The organism is Glaciecola petra (genome assembly GCF_031846345.1).
In the GTDB taxonomy this organism is placed as follows: domain Bacteria; phylum Pseudomonadota; class Gammaproteobacteria; order Enterobacterales; family Alteromonadaceae; genus Glaciecola; species Glaciecola petra.
Window position 1 is genome coordinate 102,097 of record NZ_JAVRHX010000002.1, and the last position, 18,950, is coordinate 121,046.

Sequence of the window (18,950 nt, forward strand, 5' to 3'; positions counted from 1 at the left end):
CGTGTTCTTATTGCCTAAAGGTATTGTTATATATACGTAGTTAGTAAAAAAGGTAAGGTTTTTTTATTGACTTTTTGCTTTGGCCAATCTGGCCTATAATTGACGAACGCTTCGCAACTTGGTGTGACAAAATGCAAAAAATAAATATTTATTTGGTGGCGATGTTCATTTCTTTTTTTGTGCAAACGATAATAGCGCAAGAGTCTAATTCTGAGGACGTTGATAGAATCGTAAAAGACAAGACTGTAAAACCCGCAACTCTGCACCAACAAGTCAAAAATAAAATGGGTAAAGTAGGGCCTAATCAATTTGTTGAACTATATCACATTGAAAAAGGGATGATAGACAGCAAAACAATTATGGATTTGCCAATAAGTAGTTTTAAGCGCTTATTTTTGTTCCATAAGCAAGGTTTAGTTATGCTTAGTCGGCAAAACACCCAATGTCTTTGGAGATTGGTCGAAAATACAATGCTGAAGCAAGATGTCGACGAGGTTGCGCTTGCTACTTATATGATTGCAACAGGAACAAATGACCTTAGCCAAATGGTTTTTAACGAAAGTGTTGTAACGAAAGAAAAGAAAAATGAAGTAAATTTGTTAGTTAATAAGTATTTAAATAGACGATCAGACTGTATTGACTAGTGATAGTTTCCTCAATAAAAATTGATCAAATACTCGCCTTTAGTAGTATTACACTGCTCTTATCCACACAAATTATAGGGTGATGTGTTGTTTAAAGTAGTCTTTTCAATGAGCATGATATTGGTATGCACGTTGCTCCCTTTCAGCGATGCTGTAGCGCAGTCTCGCGGCGTACAGGAACGACAGGCCACTATTGTGATTACTGAGCCCGTACGTTTTGACGGCTTACAAACCAATATTGACGCTGTTGGCACCGCAGAAGCGATTAAATCAATTGAGTTATTTCCAGCCGTTTCTGACAAGGTAAGTGCCGTTCTTTTTGTGCCTGGCCAATTTGTAGAAGAAGGTCAAATAATATTAGAACTCGATTCAAGACGACAAGACGCCGCTTTAAGAAGAGCTAAAATTGAACTGGCCGATGCGGAGAGAAACTTAACCCGCCTCGAAAAAAGCAAAAACAATGGCGCGGTTACGCTAAGCGAGCTAGACGACGCACAAACGGTTAAAGAGCTAGCCGAGGTCAATTTGCTAAGTGCCCAAGTTGAGCTTGAAGACCGCATAGTTCGCGCTCCTTTTGCAGGTATTTTAGGCTTAACTGACATCGAGGTAGGCGACAGAATATCGACTAATACTTTGATTACTAGCTTGGATGATCGTAGTGAGCTTTTTGTTAACTTCACCGTGCCAGAATCTTCACTGCGCTCTGTGCGCGGCGACGGCACATTAGACGGCGAAAATGAATTAGTATTGCACCCATGGACTGACCGTGAGGCGAGCGTTAAGGCCCGGCTTGCGCAAATAGACAGCCGAATTGATGCGCTAGACAGAACCATAAGAGTGCGGGCAATTTTTACTAACACTGACGATACCTACTTACCCGGCATGAGTTTTAGAGTCAACTTGTCTATTCAAGGCCAAGAATATGCAGCTGTGCCTGAGTCTGGACTCGCTTGGGGAGCATCTGGCGCTTTTGTATGGGTGGCAGACAAGGGCAAAGCCAAGCGCGTCGCGGTACAAATAAAACAAAGGTTACGCGGTAAGGTATTAGTAGAAGGCGATTTAAACCGTGGTGAACTACTAATTACAGAGGGCATATCGCGTTTAAGAGAAGGTCAAGCGGTAAGGTCTCAAACATCAGGTGTTAGCTAATGAGTTTCCAATCATATTCCCAAGGTAAATCTAACCAAAGCAATATTATCGACAACGATTTGCCTTCATTATCAGTGCGGCGACCAGTGCTTATTGTTGTGGTCAATCTATTGATTATGATCGCTGGTTTCGCTGCCTTAAGTGGCCTTGAAGTGAGAGAGTTACCCGACGTTGATCGCCCTCGTCTGACCGTTTCTGCAAGTTTCCCTGGTGGTAGTCCTGAAACTGTAGACACCGAAGTAACTAGCCGCTTAGAAGGCGCGATTGCTCGTGTTAATGGGGTTAAAACCATTCGCGCGCAAAGTGAAGAAAACTCATCACGAACGGTAGTTGAATTTAGACCAGGTATTAACTTAGAGGATGCCGCTAATGAAACTCGCGAGGCTGTTGCGCGCGTACAACGTGAACTGCCTCCAGAAGTAGAACGACTCGCTATAATCAAAGCCGACAATGATGCTCAGGCGGTTGTTAATATCGCAATTGCGAGCGACCAAATGAGTTTAGAGGCCCTTACCGAAGTCGTTGAAATTGATGTTGCCCCGCTGTTTTTGAGTATTCCTGGTGTCGCTGATGTGCGTTTAGACGGTAATCGAGAACGCGTAATGCGGGTAACAATAGACCCTTTGCGTTTAACGAGTTTCAACTTATCCGTCACGCAAGTGGCGAATGCGCTAAGGCTCGCTCCATTTGATGTGCCTGCGGGTAGCTTGAGATCGACCGATCAAACATTAATTGTGCGTGCCGATGCCAACTCGGTTACGGCAGAACAAGTCAAAGACATTATAATCAGTGGTGACACAAAAATAAGAGATGTTGCCAACGTATACTTTGGTCCAGCAGATGCTCGCAGTTTAGTGCGCTTAGACGGTACACCTGTGGTTGGCCTAGGGGTGTTAAGACAAGCCAGCTCAAATACCATAGAAATTTCAGACGAAGTGCTTGTCATGGTCGAAGACCTAAAGCAACGCTTCCCAGACCTTGATATAACCGTCACATCAGACGACGCTCAATTTATCCGAGGCTCAGTTGAAGAGGTACTCACGTCTTTAACTTTCACGATTATTTTAGTAGTGGCCACTTTATGGTTGTTTATTGGTTCAGGTAGGGCAACGATCGTACCAGCAGCCGCTATTCCGGTTTCATTAGTCGGTGCCTTAGCGGCATTGTGGGCCTTTGGTTTTTCTATCAATATTTTGACCTTACTGGCATTAGTACTTGCTACAGGCTTAATTGTAGATGATGCCATTGTGGTTTCAGAGAATATCCAACGTAAACGAGCTGCCGGCATGGGTTCGCGAGCTGCAGCTGTTATTGGCAGCCGAGAAGTATTCTTTGCGGTTGTTGCGACTACCGCTGTTCTTGCGGCAGTGTTTATTCCTATTGCTTTTTTGCCCTCAACGGCCGGAAAGTTATTTAGAGAATTTGGTGGCGTATTAGCCATCGCCGTCATTATTTCGTCTTTTGTAGCGCTGTCATTGGTACCTGCGTTAACGGCAAAGTTGCCTTTAAAAACTTCTAAAACGCATTTCCTTGATGGTTTTGCAACGCTTTGTGCTAATTTTTATTCTCGTACCTTGGCATGGTCATTACGCATGGGTTGGTTAGTTTTAGTTTTATGCATTCTAGCCGCCGGCGGCGCAACTATGCTTTACAATCAAATTGACGAAGAATTATTGCCCAGTGAAGACCGTGGGCAAATCAATGTATTTGCGCGCGGCCCCGATGGTGTGGGTATTAACTTCATGGAAAGGCAAGCCAATAAGATGGAAGACGTTTTATTACCCCTTGTTGAGTCGGGTGATATCGAGTCTATTTACACTATAGTGGGTCGTTGGGATCCAAATATTGTTTATATGCGCGTACCTCTTGCGCCTTGGGATGAACGCACTCAATCACAGCAAGATATTCTAAGTAAAATTCGTCCTGGTGTGGCACAAATTCCAGGTGCACCGGGGCGTGCTTTTGGTTCTAATAGTTTGAATCTTAGAGGCCAGGGCGGGGGCATGGAGTTTGCTTTGACGGGCGAAGATTATGCTGAAATATATCAAGCCGCCGTTGATTTTGGTAAAAAAATAGAAGAGTTGCACCCTGAGTTAGGCGCTGTGGATATTTCATATAAACCGACTCAACCACAATTGCGCATTAATATTGATCGCCGCAGAGCAGAAGAGCTAGGGGTCAGTTTTGCCGATATCTCAAGCACCCTAAGAGTCGCGATTAACGGTGATGATGTTGCCGATTTGAATGTAGGCGACCAATCTGTTCCTATTATTTTACAAGCTTCCAATAGTCACTTGTCTAATCCTTCTGATTTAACCAATTTGTTTGTATCTTCAAGCACCGGCAATTTAGTACCTTTATCTAGTTTGGCCTATATTACCGAAGAGGGAGTTGCTGCAGAATTAGAGCGACATGCTCAGCGCCGTGCCATAGAAATTGAACTCGAAATGGACAGCGACATTCCTATGCAACAAGCAGTAGATTCTATAAGAGCCTTGGCGAACGAAAACTTGGAGCCCGGTATAGGCTTAGTCTTCTTGGGCGAGGCGCGTACTTTCCAAGAAACGTCTAATCAAGTGACCTTGACCTACGTACTCGCCTTTGTGGTTGTGCTATTAGTGTTAGCGGCCCAGTTCGAATCTGTCAACTCGGCGGTAGTGGTGATGATCACCGTGCCTTTCGGCATTGCTGCGGCTATATTTGCCTTATTTATCACGGGTACTAGCATTAATATTTACTCGCAGATAGGGCTTGTTATGCTGATTGGTTTAATCGCAAAAAACAGCATCTTGTTGGTCGAATTTGCTGATCAAAAGCGTGATGCAGGGATGTCAGTACACGACGCCATTGTAGAAGCAGGTAAGGTTAGATTGCGTCCTATTATGATGACGCTTATATCAACCGTGTTGGGAGGCCTACCGCTGATATTGTCCACAGGTGCAGGTGCAGAAGCCCGCAACGCCATTGGCTGGGTAGTGTTTGGTGGTTTGGCCATTGCAGTAGTGTTTACCTTGTATTTAACACCGGTGATTTACAAAGGTTTAGCTCGCTTTAGCAAGCCAAGAGCCGATGCCGCTAAACAACTCCAAGAAGAACTTGAAAGGGCTTAATACTAATTGTTAACAATGCTGTGGCGAATTAGCTTACCAAGTTAAGCGTTCGCCACTGGTATGCACAAAACAACCGGTGGTTGCCATACTTAGCTCTTCCATACGTTCAATTAAACCAGCGGCGGACTCTTCGGGTGTGATTAACCCATTAAAATTAGTCATGCCAGTTTTTACATAACCGGGATGCAACAGCGCCAATGCAATACCCTTTGGTGCTAGGTCTATACTGAGGCACTTACCCACCATATTCACAGCAGTTTTCGACACACGATAGGCATAATTGTTTGAACTGGTATTGTCGTCTATTGACCCTACTCTTGAGCTCACTATCCCAACTTTACTACCTTCACCTAATTTAGCTTCTAATTGTTTGACTGTTCTAAGTGGCCCCATGGTATTGACTTCAAAATGAGAGCGCATTTTTTCAAAGTCGATGTTCGGAAATTGGTCAGACTCCAGAATACCCGAGTTGTGAATAAGAACATCTAACTTTTCAACATTAATTGCATCACTTAGCGTTGTAATCGATGCGTCATTAGTTACATCAACCTCTTCAATTATTTGGCAATTTAAAGCGTTAAGCTCTGGTGAGCTAACTCTACAAGAGGCAATTACATTATGCCCTGCGCGTATGTATTGGCGTGATAATTCAAGGCCAATACCCTTATTGGCACCGATGATCAGTATATTCTTTGACATGCTTCATCTCTTTTCATAAAAATGAAAGTATAAACCCTATGCTCGGCTAGTAAATTTAGCCTCTGCGGTGTTGATTTTTATTTTTTCGCCCGTTGAAATATATTCAGGTACTTGCACGGTTAATCCAGTCGACAAAACGGCTGGTTTTGTGCGAGCACTAGCCGATGCGCCCTTAATAGAGGGGTCGGTTTCGGTGATGACTAAATCAACAGATGCTGGTAATTCAATGCCAACGGGTTTGTCATCAACCATTAATACCTGCAAACCAGTGGTTTCTTCGTTCACAAACATTAGCTCTTCGCTAATCACATCTTTGTCGAGGGAATAAGGGGTGTAGTCTTCGTTATCCATAAATACATATTCGTCGCCGTCGGAATATGAAAACATCACTTTTTTCTTGCTAAATTCAGCCGTATTGATAATTTCGTCGGCCTTAAAACTTTCGTCTGCTTTAGCCCCTGTTGCCACTTCATATAAACGCATTCTATAAAGACTAGCACCCGCTCTCCCGCTTGGTGTTAGCTTGGCGATGTCTTTTACAAAGTAGACTTTGCCATTATGTTCGATGGCGGCATTTTTCTTTATTTCACTTGCTTTTGGCATGTAATTCTCGATTTTGCAATTCTGCTCTAAACGCAGATGAGTTTGATTGGATAAATCATAGCGTATTTGAGGGCGACTTTGGTGAATATGTTCAGAGCAATGTTTGTTGACAATAGTTTCTGCATGAAAGTTAGTATTGAGAATTCTCTAGTTATTCTACAAAATTTATAAACAGTCAGCATAGAGCTAACGTATTCGACATGCTTAAAGCATTGTGTCTAAATATTTTGTCTCGCTCTGTAGAAGATAAGAAGCCACTCTGCACAAGTTTGTCAAAGGTATTATAAAGGTTATTTAAATAATCAAGCGAGCTTTTTTCTTGCAGTAGCATAAACCAGTCTGAGCCAAACATCACTTTATCAAAAGCACTATAGGAGCCGCTTCTAGAAGCTGTTCGCATTTCATTAATCAACACTTTTGCCATTAGGTCATTTTCTAAATAAGGTTGGTAACCTAAATCGCCATATGCGTTTTTATATTTTGTCATTAACGCGAGATAACCTTGTCGATTGGCGACGTTCTTGCCTCCTAAATGCCCAAAATTAAGGTGTAAATTAGGAAAAGCTGCTAACACTGAGGCCCAATAATTAGGGTTAGAATACATCCGTGCTTTTCTTGATACTCCTTTAGACTCTTGAGCATGAGACATTACGAAATATTTACCTTGGCACATTTTATAAAGTTTCCACAAACCACCTTTAATATCAGCTGAATTGTATTTTTTTGGATTGTATGCAATTTCAGATTCTCGACCGTCTGCTGCATATCCTATTGTGGGGTAAAGCTTAACGCCTTTAAAGCCTTTGTTTTGTAGAGCGTCTTTCACTAAATTTTCATAGTCATTATCTGCCGCCAGCTTATATGGATTTACGCCTAAAACTGGCACCACATACCCTTTAGTTAATTCAGCTAACTTGCTATAAAGCTTAATTTGTGATGATTGAGAAGAAGTATACGCTTTTGGCCCTAAAAAATAATCAAAGTCGCAAGTGACGGCCATAACATTGTGAACGGACGGGCCTAATTTTTTGCTGTATCGCCTCAAAAATAGATGAATATTAGTAGAGCGAGGGGAGAGTATCGCGCGAAACATCTCTAAATAACCCTTCCAAGCTGCACGCATTTTTTTTATGTCATTCTGAGTTTTTTTGTCTATATCGGGGCTAAAGCTCAAACCATTCAGAGGCTCGTCTGATATATCCGAAAATGACTCATATTCAAAAGGAATAATATAGTCTTGAGAGTTAAGACTTTTATTCTTATCAGTACTGTATATAACTAACTCTTGGTCTTGCCAGGCTTCATAAGCCTGCGCAAGGTCCCTTAATGCTTTCTCCTTATCATTTAACACTCGTCTATTGTCATCGCTTTTATATTTGAATAAATTATCAGCGACGGTTTTTATTTCAAGTTTCAGTAGATTCTCTTTTTCTTTAACTGAGTCTATGTCTGAAAGGAGAGACATACTAGGAGATGGTTGTTTCAGCCAGAATAATTCTGTTTTTGCACTGCATGCAATCGAATTACCAGCTAATTGGACAAAAGTTGCAGTCGCTTTTAATAAGGTTTGATACTCTAAAGTGTCACCCTTATTTATGGCATCATTTAACACTGGTCCAGTTAAATAGCGTGCAAAATTAAGGTCACTCGCATTAAAAAAATGAGCATGTGCATCGGTAATAATAGGACCGCTATTGCAATCTAGGTTGAAATGCGTTGCATCAAATTGACTAACAAATAAAATACCGCAAGCACTTAGTGAGACTGTAGCAGAGGCTCCTGCTATTCCTTTAAGTAGATTTCGTCGAGAAAAATTAGGCATTTCAATTCCTTATGAAAGTTTACTCTAGACTATACTGGTAAAATCACATTATATAATCTAATCAATATACACCGCATCTATTCAAAACCATTTATATATTCGTTTCTAAAAAGTCTAGCAATGCTTGATAAAGCGTCTTTCGACCTTCTTCATCATAAACGCCATGACCTGACTTGCTAAAATTAAGGTATTGGGGTTTATTGCCGGCGTCGGTGAGTTTTTTCACCATTGCTTCAGCATTAATGACAGGTACTCGCGCATCTTTTTCGCCATGTATGATCATCACTTTGGCTTTAATTTTATCAGCATGATTGACAGGTGAATTAGCGTCTAATACTGCTTTGTCTGTGCCGACTACACGCTCGAGATAAGCCTTACCGCCAAAGGCTTCAGCGGTATCGCTTTCTGAAAACATATAATTGAGATCATATACACCAACATACCCAATGACGCATCTAAACATTTCGGGTGCGCGTATGCTAGCCATCATTGCCGCATAGCCACCATAGCTTGCACCGTAAACACAGCCTTTGGTCGAGTCTAACGAAAACTTCTCTATTGCCACCTTTGTGCCTTCAAGAATATCATTGACCATAGCGCCACCCCATTCAAGGTAACCCGCTTGCATAAATTCTTGTCCATAGCCGCCACTACCTCTAAAGTTGACTTGGACCACAGCGTAACCTCGGTTTGCAAGTAATTGCACTTCACTGTCGAAGTCTGCATAATCTCGAAAGCCATGAGGACCACCGTGGATCATCGTAACAAATGGTGCTTGGCTACCTTCCTCCAAATTAGTTGGCATAGTGACATAAGCATGTATCTTCAAATCATCGGCGGTATTAAACGTAAAATGTTCGGTAGAAGCTAGATTTCTGGGGTCGAGCCACGAACGGTTTGCCCATAAAAACGAAGCTCCTTTGGTTTTATTATTAAACAAATAGTATTCACCGGGGTTTACTTCACTGCTTACATGGAGCAAGAAAAAATTCCCATCACGGCTTTCACTTTGTATGTAAACTTCTTGACCCTTAAAACTAGCAGCAAAAGATTTTTGTAAGCTGGCCGTTTTACTTGTCCCTTCTGCGTAGTGATACTGATGTTTGTTGGGATAGGAGATACCCACAACCGGGCGCTGTTGTTTATCATCCCACACAAATCGCTCTATATTTGTTTCAAGACCGGTAAACAATGGTTTAAGCGTTTTGGTAGCGAGTTCAAATTCGAACATTGTTGTAAGTTTACTTTCACCTTCTTTGCCCGTTAAATATATGCGACTGCCGTCATTGCTTATTGCTTGAGGAAGCATGTCGCTACCTAAAAGTTCAGATAAGTCTTGCCACTCTTCTTTTTCGTTCTCTCTATATGCCGCCTTTGTGACATAATTTTCATCGGTATAGCTGACAAAATTGACGTCTCCTTTGTCAGTGGCAAACAAGCTCGCATTTTTAAATGGAACAGATCCAGCTTTCCTTTTTTTGCCGTTGTATACGTTTAATTTAACTATCCTTGGTGGTCTTTCTTTATCATTATAAAAGTAATTACCCTCGATATTAAAAGGGTATTCAGCAATTAAAATCCATCTGTCATCATCAGGTAAATAGCTAATCACCTCGGCTGCTGCGTTTGTTTCGTCACGTGCATTGATGCGTGTGCCCGTGCTTGTTCCGATTGCACGGTAGCCAAATAGCATGGCATTGCGTTTGCCGTTATAATCCACCGCAAACAATTCACCGGTCGCAATGGGCGTATCATATCGAGTTGTTTTTTCAGCAAATTGATAAACCAATCGTTCAGAATTTATCCATTCAACTGTATGGATAATATCGCCTTCGTTTGGACGCACCCCACCGACTGTTTTGAGGGTTTCTGTGTTTAGAACAACAAAACTTACACGGCCTTTTGCCCTAATACGAGCCGCAATATGCTTGCCATCGGGAGATAGCTTCATATCCAGATAGTCACCATGTTTAGTGAAATATTCTAAGGGGAGTTCAGTGGATTGAATTGTTGTTGAAATGACTAATAAGCAAAAAAAGAACATCCTTTTCATTGTTTTATCTCCTTTATAAATCAACAACGAAAATAAACTAAAAACGTTTTTTTTGCAATTGCTCTTGTATCTAATTTCTCTATTTTATTTATATCTAAAGCACTGATAAAGCTTTCTTAATCCTTTGGCGAAGTCTTGATTGTATTTACCTTTTATTAAAAGCAGGTAGCCAGGTAATTTTCTGTATATGCATTACCCAAGAAAGCCAAGATACATTAGTAAACAGCCAGCCGAAATTGCGAAGACACCTATTGGACGAAACCAGACTCCAATTTTGGAAGTTAATATTGCAAACCGCTTATGCTGGCTAGCGCCGATTACAACTAAAAAAATACTAGCAAGGCAAAGAATGATACCCAGCATCAAAAATACCAGCGGATAATTAGAATACTTGGACTGCCAAATGAATAATAAGCCCACAATAAGACGACTAGCTATTTCAAAGCTGTGGAACCAAGATTTACTACTGAATGATAATATGCCATTTACGAAAAAGATTGGTTTGAAAGTCATGATGCAACCTAGTGTAAACATACCGAAACCAAAAAGGATTAATAACATTCAAATTTTCCGTGGTGTTTAATAATTTCCAAAACCGGTTTGTGTCGCTTTTGCGTTAATCCGGTTCATGGTTTTGCTATATTTCCTATAGAGTTGTTTGAACATATGACACTCCATCAGTTCTAAATAAAGTCGACTTTACACTACAAGTATAATAATCCTGATTGCCTAAATGAAACTTAAAAGGTGAATTAAATGCTTTGTTATTTGCCAACCATCCCAAACAATGCGCATAGTAATACGCATTTAATTAAAATGTTTTTGGAGATTCGCAATGCCCCAGCTATATAACGTTACTGCCCCCAGAAAAGCGACAAATTTAAGCCTTAATAGTGACTTACTAGCAAAGGCTAGAGACTTAAAAGTTAACTTGTCTGCAACACTTGAGCAAGCACTTAATGACAAATTAAAAAGTATCGAGGCAGAAAAGTGGAAAACGGATAATAAGGCTGCTATTCAGGTATATAATGAGTTTGTTCAGAACAATGGATGTTTAGGTGATGAATATAGGGAGTTTTAGTGCCTCACTCCAATCGTTGAAATCGGTGGAGAGAATTATCTTTTTATGACGCAACTATTTAAAAACCACTATATTGGGATAATCTTATTAGCAAATGCTTTTGCTTTGGCAAAACGGCGGCTATTGCGCTCACCTAATTTGACTAGCATCAAGTAACAAAAGGGCACTAAAAATAGACTTGTAAAGGTCGAAAATAGAAGCCCGCCAATAATCGCCACTGCCATTGGGTAGGTTTGACTATCGCTGGAGGCAAAGGTAAGCGGTACCATGCCAATCACTGTTGTTGCTACCGTCATAAAAATAGGTCTTATTCGGCTAACGCAAGCATCCACAATAGGTTGAATTAAGTCGACGGAATTGGCTTTTAGCTTGTTTATTTGATCGATTAATACAATCCCGTTATTCACTACTATGCCCATTAATATCAGCATACCCACACGGCCAGTTTCGCCCAACCCCAACCCTAAAATGGCAAAGGTCCAAAACACGCCAATAAAAGCTAAACCAATTGACGACAAAATTGCAATTGGCATGAGTAAGGATTCAAACAAAGCTGCCATGACAATAAAAATTAACGCCAATGCTAAAGCCATATTTATAAGCATATCCATTGCGGCTTCTTGGTCTTCTGCAAACCGGCGTCCGAGCTGCCAATCGTAGCCTGTTGGTAAAGCAATATTGTCCATGACTTGTTTAATTTTTTGCGCGGCTTGTTGGCGATTGATATCGTCAAGGTTGATAGAAATATCTAAGCTTGTGCGACGTTGTGCACGTCTAATTTGTTGCATAATGGGCTGCTTTTCAAAGCTTACTAGTTGCTGCAAGGTAAGAATACGCCCGTTATCTTCATATATCGGCAACTCTTTTATACGTTCCATTGGTATTGCTTGTTCAGGGTGAAATACAACACGAATATCAATTTCACCAAGGGTAGCATCTCTGTATGAGCGCAAGTTACTGCCGCGAAGTGCGTTTGCAATGCGCATGGCGATGTCTTGCGTATTTAGTCCCAAACGCGAGACTATTTCACGGTCAATACGCAATACTAATTCCATGTCCTGATTGCGTTCATCCAAACCAACTTGCGAAAATCCTTCTACATTACTTAGCTGTAAAATCACCGCTTCACTTAATTCATTGAGTCGCTTTGTAGAGTTCCCAGTGAGTGACATTTGCACCATTTTTTGTTTTTGAGCTGACCACTCAAATGAAGGGCGAGCAATAGCAGTTTCAGGAAAGCCTTCTTTTATTTTTGCTTTAAGGTCGTTGTAAGGTGTTTCAAATCCGTCCTTGAGTTTAATTCTCGACATAGCAAAACCAGGAAAAATACGACTATTAATCTGTGTAAATTCGAAAGCTTCTTGGTTGCTATATAAATAAGCTTCCATTTGATCAACCAACACACTAACGTCGGTCAATTTTTGTTGTCCTTGCAAATGGTAAACTATTCTAATTTCGGTCTCTCCATCGCCTTGTTCGCCATTACTCTCTACTAGTTTATTAGTGACAAAGCCACTTATAACCAATAAAAATATTGCCGCTCCTGTCCTTTTAGGGTGATTCAAGATTTTAATTAAGTTAGGCCGATACCATTTGTCTAATCTTCCTTGGGTGGCCACGCCAGAAATAGCCTTAGGGTTAACCCGGCTAAGCATTAACGGAATCGCTGTTTTAGAAATTAACAATGAGGCAAATAAGGGTAAACATATCGCGACAGCAATTTGTTCCACTAAAATGGTGATAAAGTTTTTTTCACCTATTAGCAAAGGCATAAACACTATAGTTGTGGTCAAGGTGCCGCTTATTATCGCAATACTGACGTTGTCGACCCCTTTTAATACCTTTTCGACAGCGTTAAGCGAAGCGTCTTTCTGTTGCAAAATGCTCTCACAAATAACAACCGAGTTATCAATAAGTAAGCCCACCGCGATGAATAAACCTGCTAGCGAAAGCATGTTTAAACTAAAGCCCATAAAATACATACCGGCCAGCGCAAAACTCAAAGAAATAGGCACAGAAGCAACAACAACTAACGTAATATGTACGTTGCGCAAGAATAGGAATAAAACGATAAACGACATGACAATGCCTAACGATCCGGCCTTCAGTAAGTCACCTAAAGAGTCTTGAATTTCTTGGCCAGTATTGTCTTCTATGGCAATACGAATATCTGCAAAATCTTCGTTTACTCGCAATTGCTCAACCAAACTAACAATATTGTCGGTGACTTCAATCACGTTAGCGTCAGACTCTTTGAATATTTCTACGCCAACCGATTTTTTGCGGTCAGTGCGAATTTCGCTATTTCTGGGTGGAGTAACTAGATTAACTAAGGCTACATCCTGCAGTTTGACGCCGGCTTTTACTTGAAAGTCTCGAATATCATTTAAGCTTTGATATTCGCCGCTTGGGGTGACCCTAAATTTACGACCACCACTTAAAATAGAACCCGATTTCACCAAAAAGTTACTCGCCCGTAAATCGCGCAGTAATTGAGCTTGATCAATTCTATTCATTGATAATTTTACGCTGTCTAATTGAATTTCAATGTAAGGTTGAATCACACCGCGCATTTCGACTTGGCCGACTCCTTCAATGCGCTCAACAGGCTGTTTTAAGCGCCTATTTAGAAAATCGTACGATTGTGCAAGATTTTTATCGCCCGATAGCACTAAACTTATTACCGGCAAATCCTCCGTTGAAAACTTTTGAACATAAACGCGTTGCACGTCGTCAGGTAATAGGTAGCGCACCATATCAACTTTTTCACGCACATCCATAATGCGACTGTCTAAATCGGCATCCAATTCCATAAAAATCCGAATCGAGGCCCCATTTGAGCGGCTGCTTGAGCGCAAATTAGTTATACCGCCCAAGGTAGCAACTGCTTCTTCTATTGGTCTTGTAATGAGGCGCTCTACTTCTTCCGGTGATGCGCCATTGTATGGGACATTAATAAATGCAATAGGCACATTTAAAGCGGGCCAGCTTTCTTGTGGCAACAATTTACTGGCTACCAAGCCGGTGACGAACAATGATATTATAAGCATACCAGTTGTTACTGGCCTCTTTATTGCCAGTGCCGTTAGCCATACGGTGATCGGTAAATCGCGGATGCTGGTTTTTATCGCTTTCATGGCGATGCCTCGTTGGGTGTTGAGGGTTCTTGACGCGAATCTTTAATCACGTTCGCGTCGAAGGTTTCGGTTTTGGCACCTTCAGCAGCATAGTGTTTTCTGTCAAATACACTATACAAAACCGGAATAACCAATAGCGTAAGTAAGGTGGCAATTAACAATCCACTCATTACTGTAATTGCCAAAGGTGAGCGCAGTTCGGCACCTTCACCACCGCCAAAAGCCAATGGGGTTAAGCCCAAAATAGTGGTAAGAGAGGTCATAATAATGGGCCTAAATCGTGACCGACTGGCATCAATAATAGCTTCTATTTTAGTCATGCCTATATGGCGCAGTTGATTAATTCGGTCAACTAATACAATCGCGTTATTGACCACAATGCCAGTGAGCATGATGACGCCAATTAGCACGATAACACTGATATTAGTACCTGTAACATATAAGCCTAATACCGACCCTAACACTGCCAACGGAATAGAAAATAAGATAATAAAGGGGTTAAGCAAGGATTCAAACTGCGAAGCCATGACAAGATAAACCAAAAATACTGCTAGAGATAAAGCCATAATAAGCGATGAAAACGAACTGTTCATTTCTTCGTTTTGCCCTTCCACACTTGCTTTAATACTAAATGGCAAATATAACTCGTTAATAAGGGATTGTGCTTTTTCGGCAGCTTCTGCTAAATCACCATATGCCAAAGATGCCGAAACAATCGCTACTCGACTTTGATCAATACGATTGATCTCGTTTGGTCCAACGCTTTCGTTAATCTCTGCCACCGAAGACAAAGGTAAGGACTTTGCCTGAGCAGAATTGACGGTTAATTGCCGTATCGCCTGTGCGGAATCCCGCGCACTTTCATCTGCACGTACCAAAATATCTACTTGGCGGTCTTGTAAGTTATATTTGCTGGCGACAGAGCCCGCCACTTTAGTGACTAATTGATTGGCGATATCTGAACCGCGCAGTTCTAAACTGGCTAATCGTTCGTTATCAAATACAATTTTGAGCTCAGGTTGCCCAGCGCGCAAACTGTTATTTAAATCCAAAAATTGGTCATCGGCCGACATTTTTTGCAATAAGCGGTCACTGTAGTCTTTTAGTTCTTGTAAGTTAAATCCGGACAATACAATTTGCAAAGGGCGTTCGGTGGTGAACATATCGGTTTGTACAATTTCAGCATTGACGTCTGCCATACTTGCTACTTTGTTTCTCACCACATTTTTAATTGCTTCTACATCTTGGCTATTGTGCACAACAACTAATAGTTGCCCCCAATTTTCGCCACCTTTACTGGCTGTGCTCATCATTAAACTGCCGCTTCCGGCTAGCGAATATGAGTGTTTTACGCGCTCATCGTTTGAGACAGTTGCGGCTAGGTCTCTCAATCGAGAATCGGTCACCGCAATCGGAGTACCCTGGGCAAGGGTGAGTTCGATAGTAAATTCAGCTTTTTCGACTTCAGGTACTAACTCGACTGGAATTTTAGGTAGTAAACTCGTGACCAAAAAGGCAAAAACTAGGCTGACGCCAATGACCACAAATCGAAACTGCAAACTCTTTTGTAATATGCTTGCATAGAGGTTCGCAAATTTTTGAAACAACGCACTAAAACCTTTGTGAGCAGGTTTAAATATCCACGAAACTAGCTTAGCAAAGGCATTTACAAGCAGCATCAAACCTTTAACCACAAACATAGGTATGTAGTTGAAGACGAGTGCAAATGGGAACAATAAAATTTTGCTTATTAAAGTTGCCGCCTTTTTAAACCGGCCAACGGGCTTTTTGTCACTTTCAACGCTTACACTTTGAGCGTCGACGTTTGCCTTGGTATTTCTTTCTGGGTCTGCATCGGTGGTTACATTGGCATTAGCGATGGCATTGCTTGGGGTCTGATGAAATTGTCGTGAAGCCAGCATAGGAATGAGAGTCAGAGCCACCACTAAAGAAGCTAACAAGGCGAACGTTACCGTAATTGCTTGATCACTGAATAATTGCCCCGCAAACCCTGTCACAAAGGCAAGTGGAAAAAACACCGCCAAGGTTGTTAAGGTGGACGCGGTCACAGCACCTGATACTTCTTCGGTGCCACGCACTGCGGCTTCAATTATACCGCTGCCTTTTTCGCGATAGCGGGCAATGTTTTCTAGTACTACAATTGCGTTATCTACCAACAAGCCAACCGCTAAGGCAATGCCGCCCAAAGACATAATATTCAGGCTTATATCGTTGGCAAACATCAAGTTAAAGGTGGCAATAATCGAAACCGGAATCGCTAAAGAAATAATTACAGTATTAAAAAAATTGCCAAGAAACAGATACAGAATCAGCATCGCTAGCAATCCACCAACAATGGCTGCGCTTTTAACTTCGTCCACGGCATTGACGATAAACTCTGATTGATCATAAATAACGGTAAACGATAATTCGTCGGGTAAGTTTTTTTCTAAATCAGCTAGCTTTGCGTTAACCGCTTTTGCCACTGTGACCGTGTTGGCGTCACCTTCTTTATAAATGGCTAATTCGATGGCTTCATTGTTGTTAACTCGGGTGATATCAGTGCGCTCTTTTTCGCCATCAATGACCTTAGCAATGTCTTTAAGGTATATCGTTTTGCCGTTCTCTTGTTTAACAATCATATTGCCGAGTTGTTCGAGCGAAACAAATTGATTCAGGGTTCTCACTAAATATTCTTGCTGCCCGTCGTAAACTCTACCCGCCGACATATTGATATTTTCGGTTTGAATTCTAGACACAATACTTTGTGCGGTAATACCTCGTTGCGCAGCTTTTTCTTGGTCAAATACCACTTGAATTTCTTGCTGTAAGCCGCCACCAAGCTGCGCGGCTGCCACGCCAGATATGGTTTCAATTTGCCGCTTTATCTCTTGCTCGGCAAAGGTTCTAATTTGCTTGAGTGCTCTTGGGTTGGTATTAGTGGTTGACAAGCCCAAACGAATAATGGGATCCAAAGAAGGGTTAAAGCGCAAAATGACGGGTTTTTGCACATCTAATGGCAAGGCGATAATATCTAATTTTTCGCGCACATCTTGGGTCGCAAAGTTCATTGCAGTGCCCCATTCAAACTCGATGATCACATCAGATTGACCTGCTTTTGAAATGGAGTGGACTTTGCGAATTCCCTTAACCACCCCGACTGATTCTTCAATAGGTTTACTAATAAGCTGTTCTATTTCAGCCGGTGCGGCACCCAAGTTTTCAGTTCGAACAGTTAATGTGGGATAAGACAAATCGGGCAATAACGACACCGACAGGCGAGAAAAACCAACCAAGCCGAATAGCATGACCGCAAGTGTGAACATAGCGACCGTGACGGGTCGCTTGACCACCGTCCCAACAAGACTCATAAGTCTTGACCAATTATTTTGACATCTGCACCAACTTCTAAGCTTTGCTGGCCAACCACAATGATAGGTGTTTGCGCATCTAAAGGCGTTAAAACTTCCACTAAACCGTTTTGTTCATAACCGGTTTCGACTACCATTTTTTTGGCTTTGTTGTCTTCTACCACATAGAGGCTGGTTTCTGTGTCGGTCACTAATAAGGCTCTTTGTGGTACTAGTTGCGTATTTTGTCGTTCATCTAAAGTAAGAGAGACTTTCGCGAACATGCCGGGTTTTAAGCGGTAGTCGTCATTGTTTACATTAAGGGTAACTTTAAAAGTACCAGAGTCTGTATCTATAACAGGTGATATTAAGGTGATAGTGGCTGGAATCGCTGCCGCAGTAGATGGAAATTCTAAGTTAGCTTGTTGTCCTACGTGGACATTGTTGATTTCTGATTCGGGCAAGTATACAACACCTTGCAGGGTATCGAGTGCAACGATACTAAACATTACACCCCCAGGGTTGGCCGTCATGTTGCCTTCTTTTACCATACGTTCAGCAACAACGCCGGCAATGGGTGCGCGTACCTTTGTATCTCTAACTTGAATTTGCGCCACTTTTTGCTGGTTGCGTCGAGTCTTAACTAAAAACTCGAGTTTCTCTAAATCTTTAACAGCAACCAATTGCCTGCCATCAACCGGTTTACTCCGGTTAAATTCGGCAATCGCAGATTCAAGATCTATATTTGTTCGTTCTAACTCCAATAGGTAATTTTCGGAATCGATTTCTGCAAGCACGTCGCCTTTTTCAACCACCATGCCCTCTTCTACCAATATGTCGACTATCATGCCGCTGACTTTATTGGTCACCTTACTTTCGGCCCTAGCTTCAAGAATTGCGGTTGTTTTGTAGGTATTAGTGATTTTTCCAATTTCTAGCAGTGTTGCTTCAACCGGAACTTTATATATCGGCTCATCAGCCTTTTTTTCTTTTTTGCTTTCACTTCCCGAGCAAGCAACAAGTATTATAGTGACTGCAGCAAAAAGCACTACGTTTTTGATTTTGTTATTAAGCATGATAGTCCGCTGGTAATGTAAAAGAGTTTTTCATGACTAGTCTACCCTTATTAAAAGTATAGATACATATATGAATAGGGTCTATTTGTAACGATATATTAACTATAGCCAGACATACATATCTTGACTACCAAGGATTGCCGTAATATCTATCCAGTCCTGATTAATACGATAGTAGATTACATCAGCGCGATGAGGAAATCGTCTATAGTCTTGCCTAAAATGG

General features: G+C 41.5%; 12 protein-coding genes. 5 read left to right on the forward strand and 7 right to left on the reverse strand.

Annotation, left to right across the window (positions count from 1 at the left end):
• Positions 1 to 131 precede the first annotated feature (131 nt).
• The 3 genes from RM552_RS08455 to RM552_RS08465 all read left to right on the forward strand — a co-directional run bounded on the left by RM552_RS08455 (position 132) and on the right by RM552_RS08465 (position 4,903).
• Positions 132 to 644 carry a hypothetical protein gene (locus tag RM552_RS08455; RefSeq protein ID WP_311368387.1) on the forward strand — a complete coding sequence of 171 codons (513 nt, stop codon included), beginning with the start codon at positions 132 to 134 and terminating at the stop codon, positions 642 to 644.
• 87 nt (positions 645 to 731) lie between these two features.
• Positions 732 to 1,793, forward strand: coding sequence for an efflux RND transporter periplasmic adaptor subunit (locus tag RM552_RS08460; protein ID WP_311368388.1), 1,062 nt, complete (start codon positions 732 to 734; stop codon positions 1,791 to 1,793).
• Positions 1,793 to 4,903 carry an efflux RND transporter permease subunit gene (locus tag RM552_RS08465; RefSeq protein ID WP_311368389.1) on the forward strand — a complete coding sequence of 1,037 codons (3,111 nt, stop codon included), beginning with the start codon at positions 1,793 to 1,795 and terminating at the stop codon, positions 4,901 to 4,903. Before RM552_RS08460 ends, RM552_RS08465 begins: the two co-directional genes overlap by 1 nt.
• A 33-nt stretch (positions 4,904 to 4,936) precedes the next feature.
• Here the strand turns inward: RM552_RS08465 and RM552_RS08470 are convergent, their stop codons facing one another.
• The 4 genes from RM552_RS08470 to RM552_RS08485 form a co-directional block, all read right to left on the reverse strand.
• The gene (locus RM552_RS08470) at positions 4,937 to 5,602 is read right to left on the reverse strand and encodes an SDR family oxidoreductase (protein WP_311368390.1); all 666 of its coding nucleotides are present in this window, start codon (positions 5,600 to 5,602) and stop codon (positions 4,937 to 4,939) included.
• A 36-nt stretch (positions 5,603 to 5,638) separates the two neighbouring features.
• Positions 5,639 to 6,205: an elongation factor P-like protein EfpL gene (efpL, locus tag RM552_RS08475; protein ID WP_311368391.1), complete on the reverse strand. Its 567-nt coding sequence runs from the start codon at positions 6,203 to 6,205 to the stop codon at positions 5,639 to 5,641.
• Between the two features lie 175 nt (positions 6,206 to 6,380).
• Positions 6,381 to 8,027: an amidohydrolase family protein gene (locus RM552_RS08480; protein WP_311368392.1), complete on the reverse strand. Its 1,647-nt coding sequence runs from the start codon at positions 8,025 to 8,027 to the stop codon at positions 6,381 to 6,383.
• 91 nt (positions 8,028 to 8,118) lie between these two features.
• On the reverse strand, positions 8,119 to 10,080 hold the full coding sequence (locus tag RM552_RS08485) for an alpha/beta hydrolase family protein (RefSeq protein WP_311368393.1): 1,962 nt from the start codon (positions 10,078 to 10,080) through the stop codon (positions 8,119 to 8,121).
• A gap of 403 nt (positions 10,081 to 10,483) precedes the next feature.
• On the opposite strand from RM552_RS08485, the gene RM552_RS08490 reads away from it, so the two are divergent.
• Positions 10,484 to 10,663, forward strand: coding sequence for a hypothetical protein (locus RM552_RS08490; RefSeq protein ID WP_311368394.1), 180 nt, complete (start codon positions 10,484 to 10,486; stop codon positions 10,661 to 10,663).
• Positions 10,664 to 10,915: 252 nt separating this feature from the next.
• Positions 10,916 to 11,161: a type II toxin-antitoxin system CcdA family antitoxin gene (locus RM552_RS08495; protein ID WP_311368395.1), complete on the forward strand. Its 246-nt coding sequence runs from the start codon at positions 10,916 to 10,918 to the stop codon at positions 11,159 to 11,161.
• 68 nt (positions 11,162 to 11,229) lie between these two features.
• Here RM552_RS08495 and RM552_RS08500 read toward each other — a convergent pair whose 3' ends face one another.
• From RM552_RS08500 to RM552_RS08510, 3 genes are read right to left on the reverse strand one after another with little or no spacing between them, the layout of a single operon-like run.
• On the reverse strand, positions 11,230 to 14,298 hold the full coding sequence (locus tag RM552_RS08500) for an efflux RND transporter permease subunit (RefSeq protein WP_311368396.1): 3,069 nt from the start codon (positions 14,296 to 14,298) through the stop codon (positions 11,230 to 11,232).
• Positions 14,295 to 17,669 carry an efflux RND transporter permease subunit gene (locus RM552_RS08505; protein ID WP_311368397.1) on the reverse strand — a complete coding sequence of 1,125 codons (3,375 nt, stop codon included), beginning with the start codon at positions 17,667 to 17,669 and terminating at the stop codon, positions 14,295 to 14,297. The genes RM552_RS08500 and RM552_RS08505 overlap by 4 nt, the downstream gene beginning before the upstream one ends.
• A complete protein-coding gene (locus RM552_RS08510; RefSeq protein ID WP_311368398.1) occupies positions 17,666 to 18,724 on the reverse strand; it encodes an efflux RND transporter periplasmic adaptor subunit in 1,059 nt (352 codons plus the stop codon). Before RM552_RS08510 ends, RM552_RS08505 begins: the two co-directional genes overlap by 4 nt.
• Between the last annotated feature and the right edge of the window lie 226 nt (positions 18,725 to 18,950).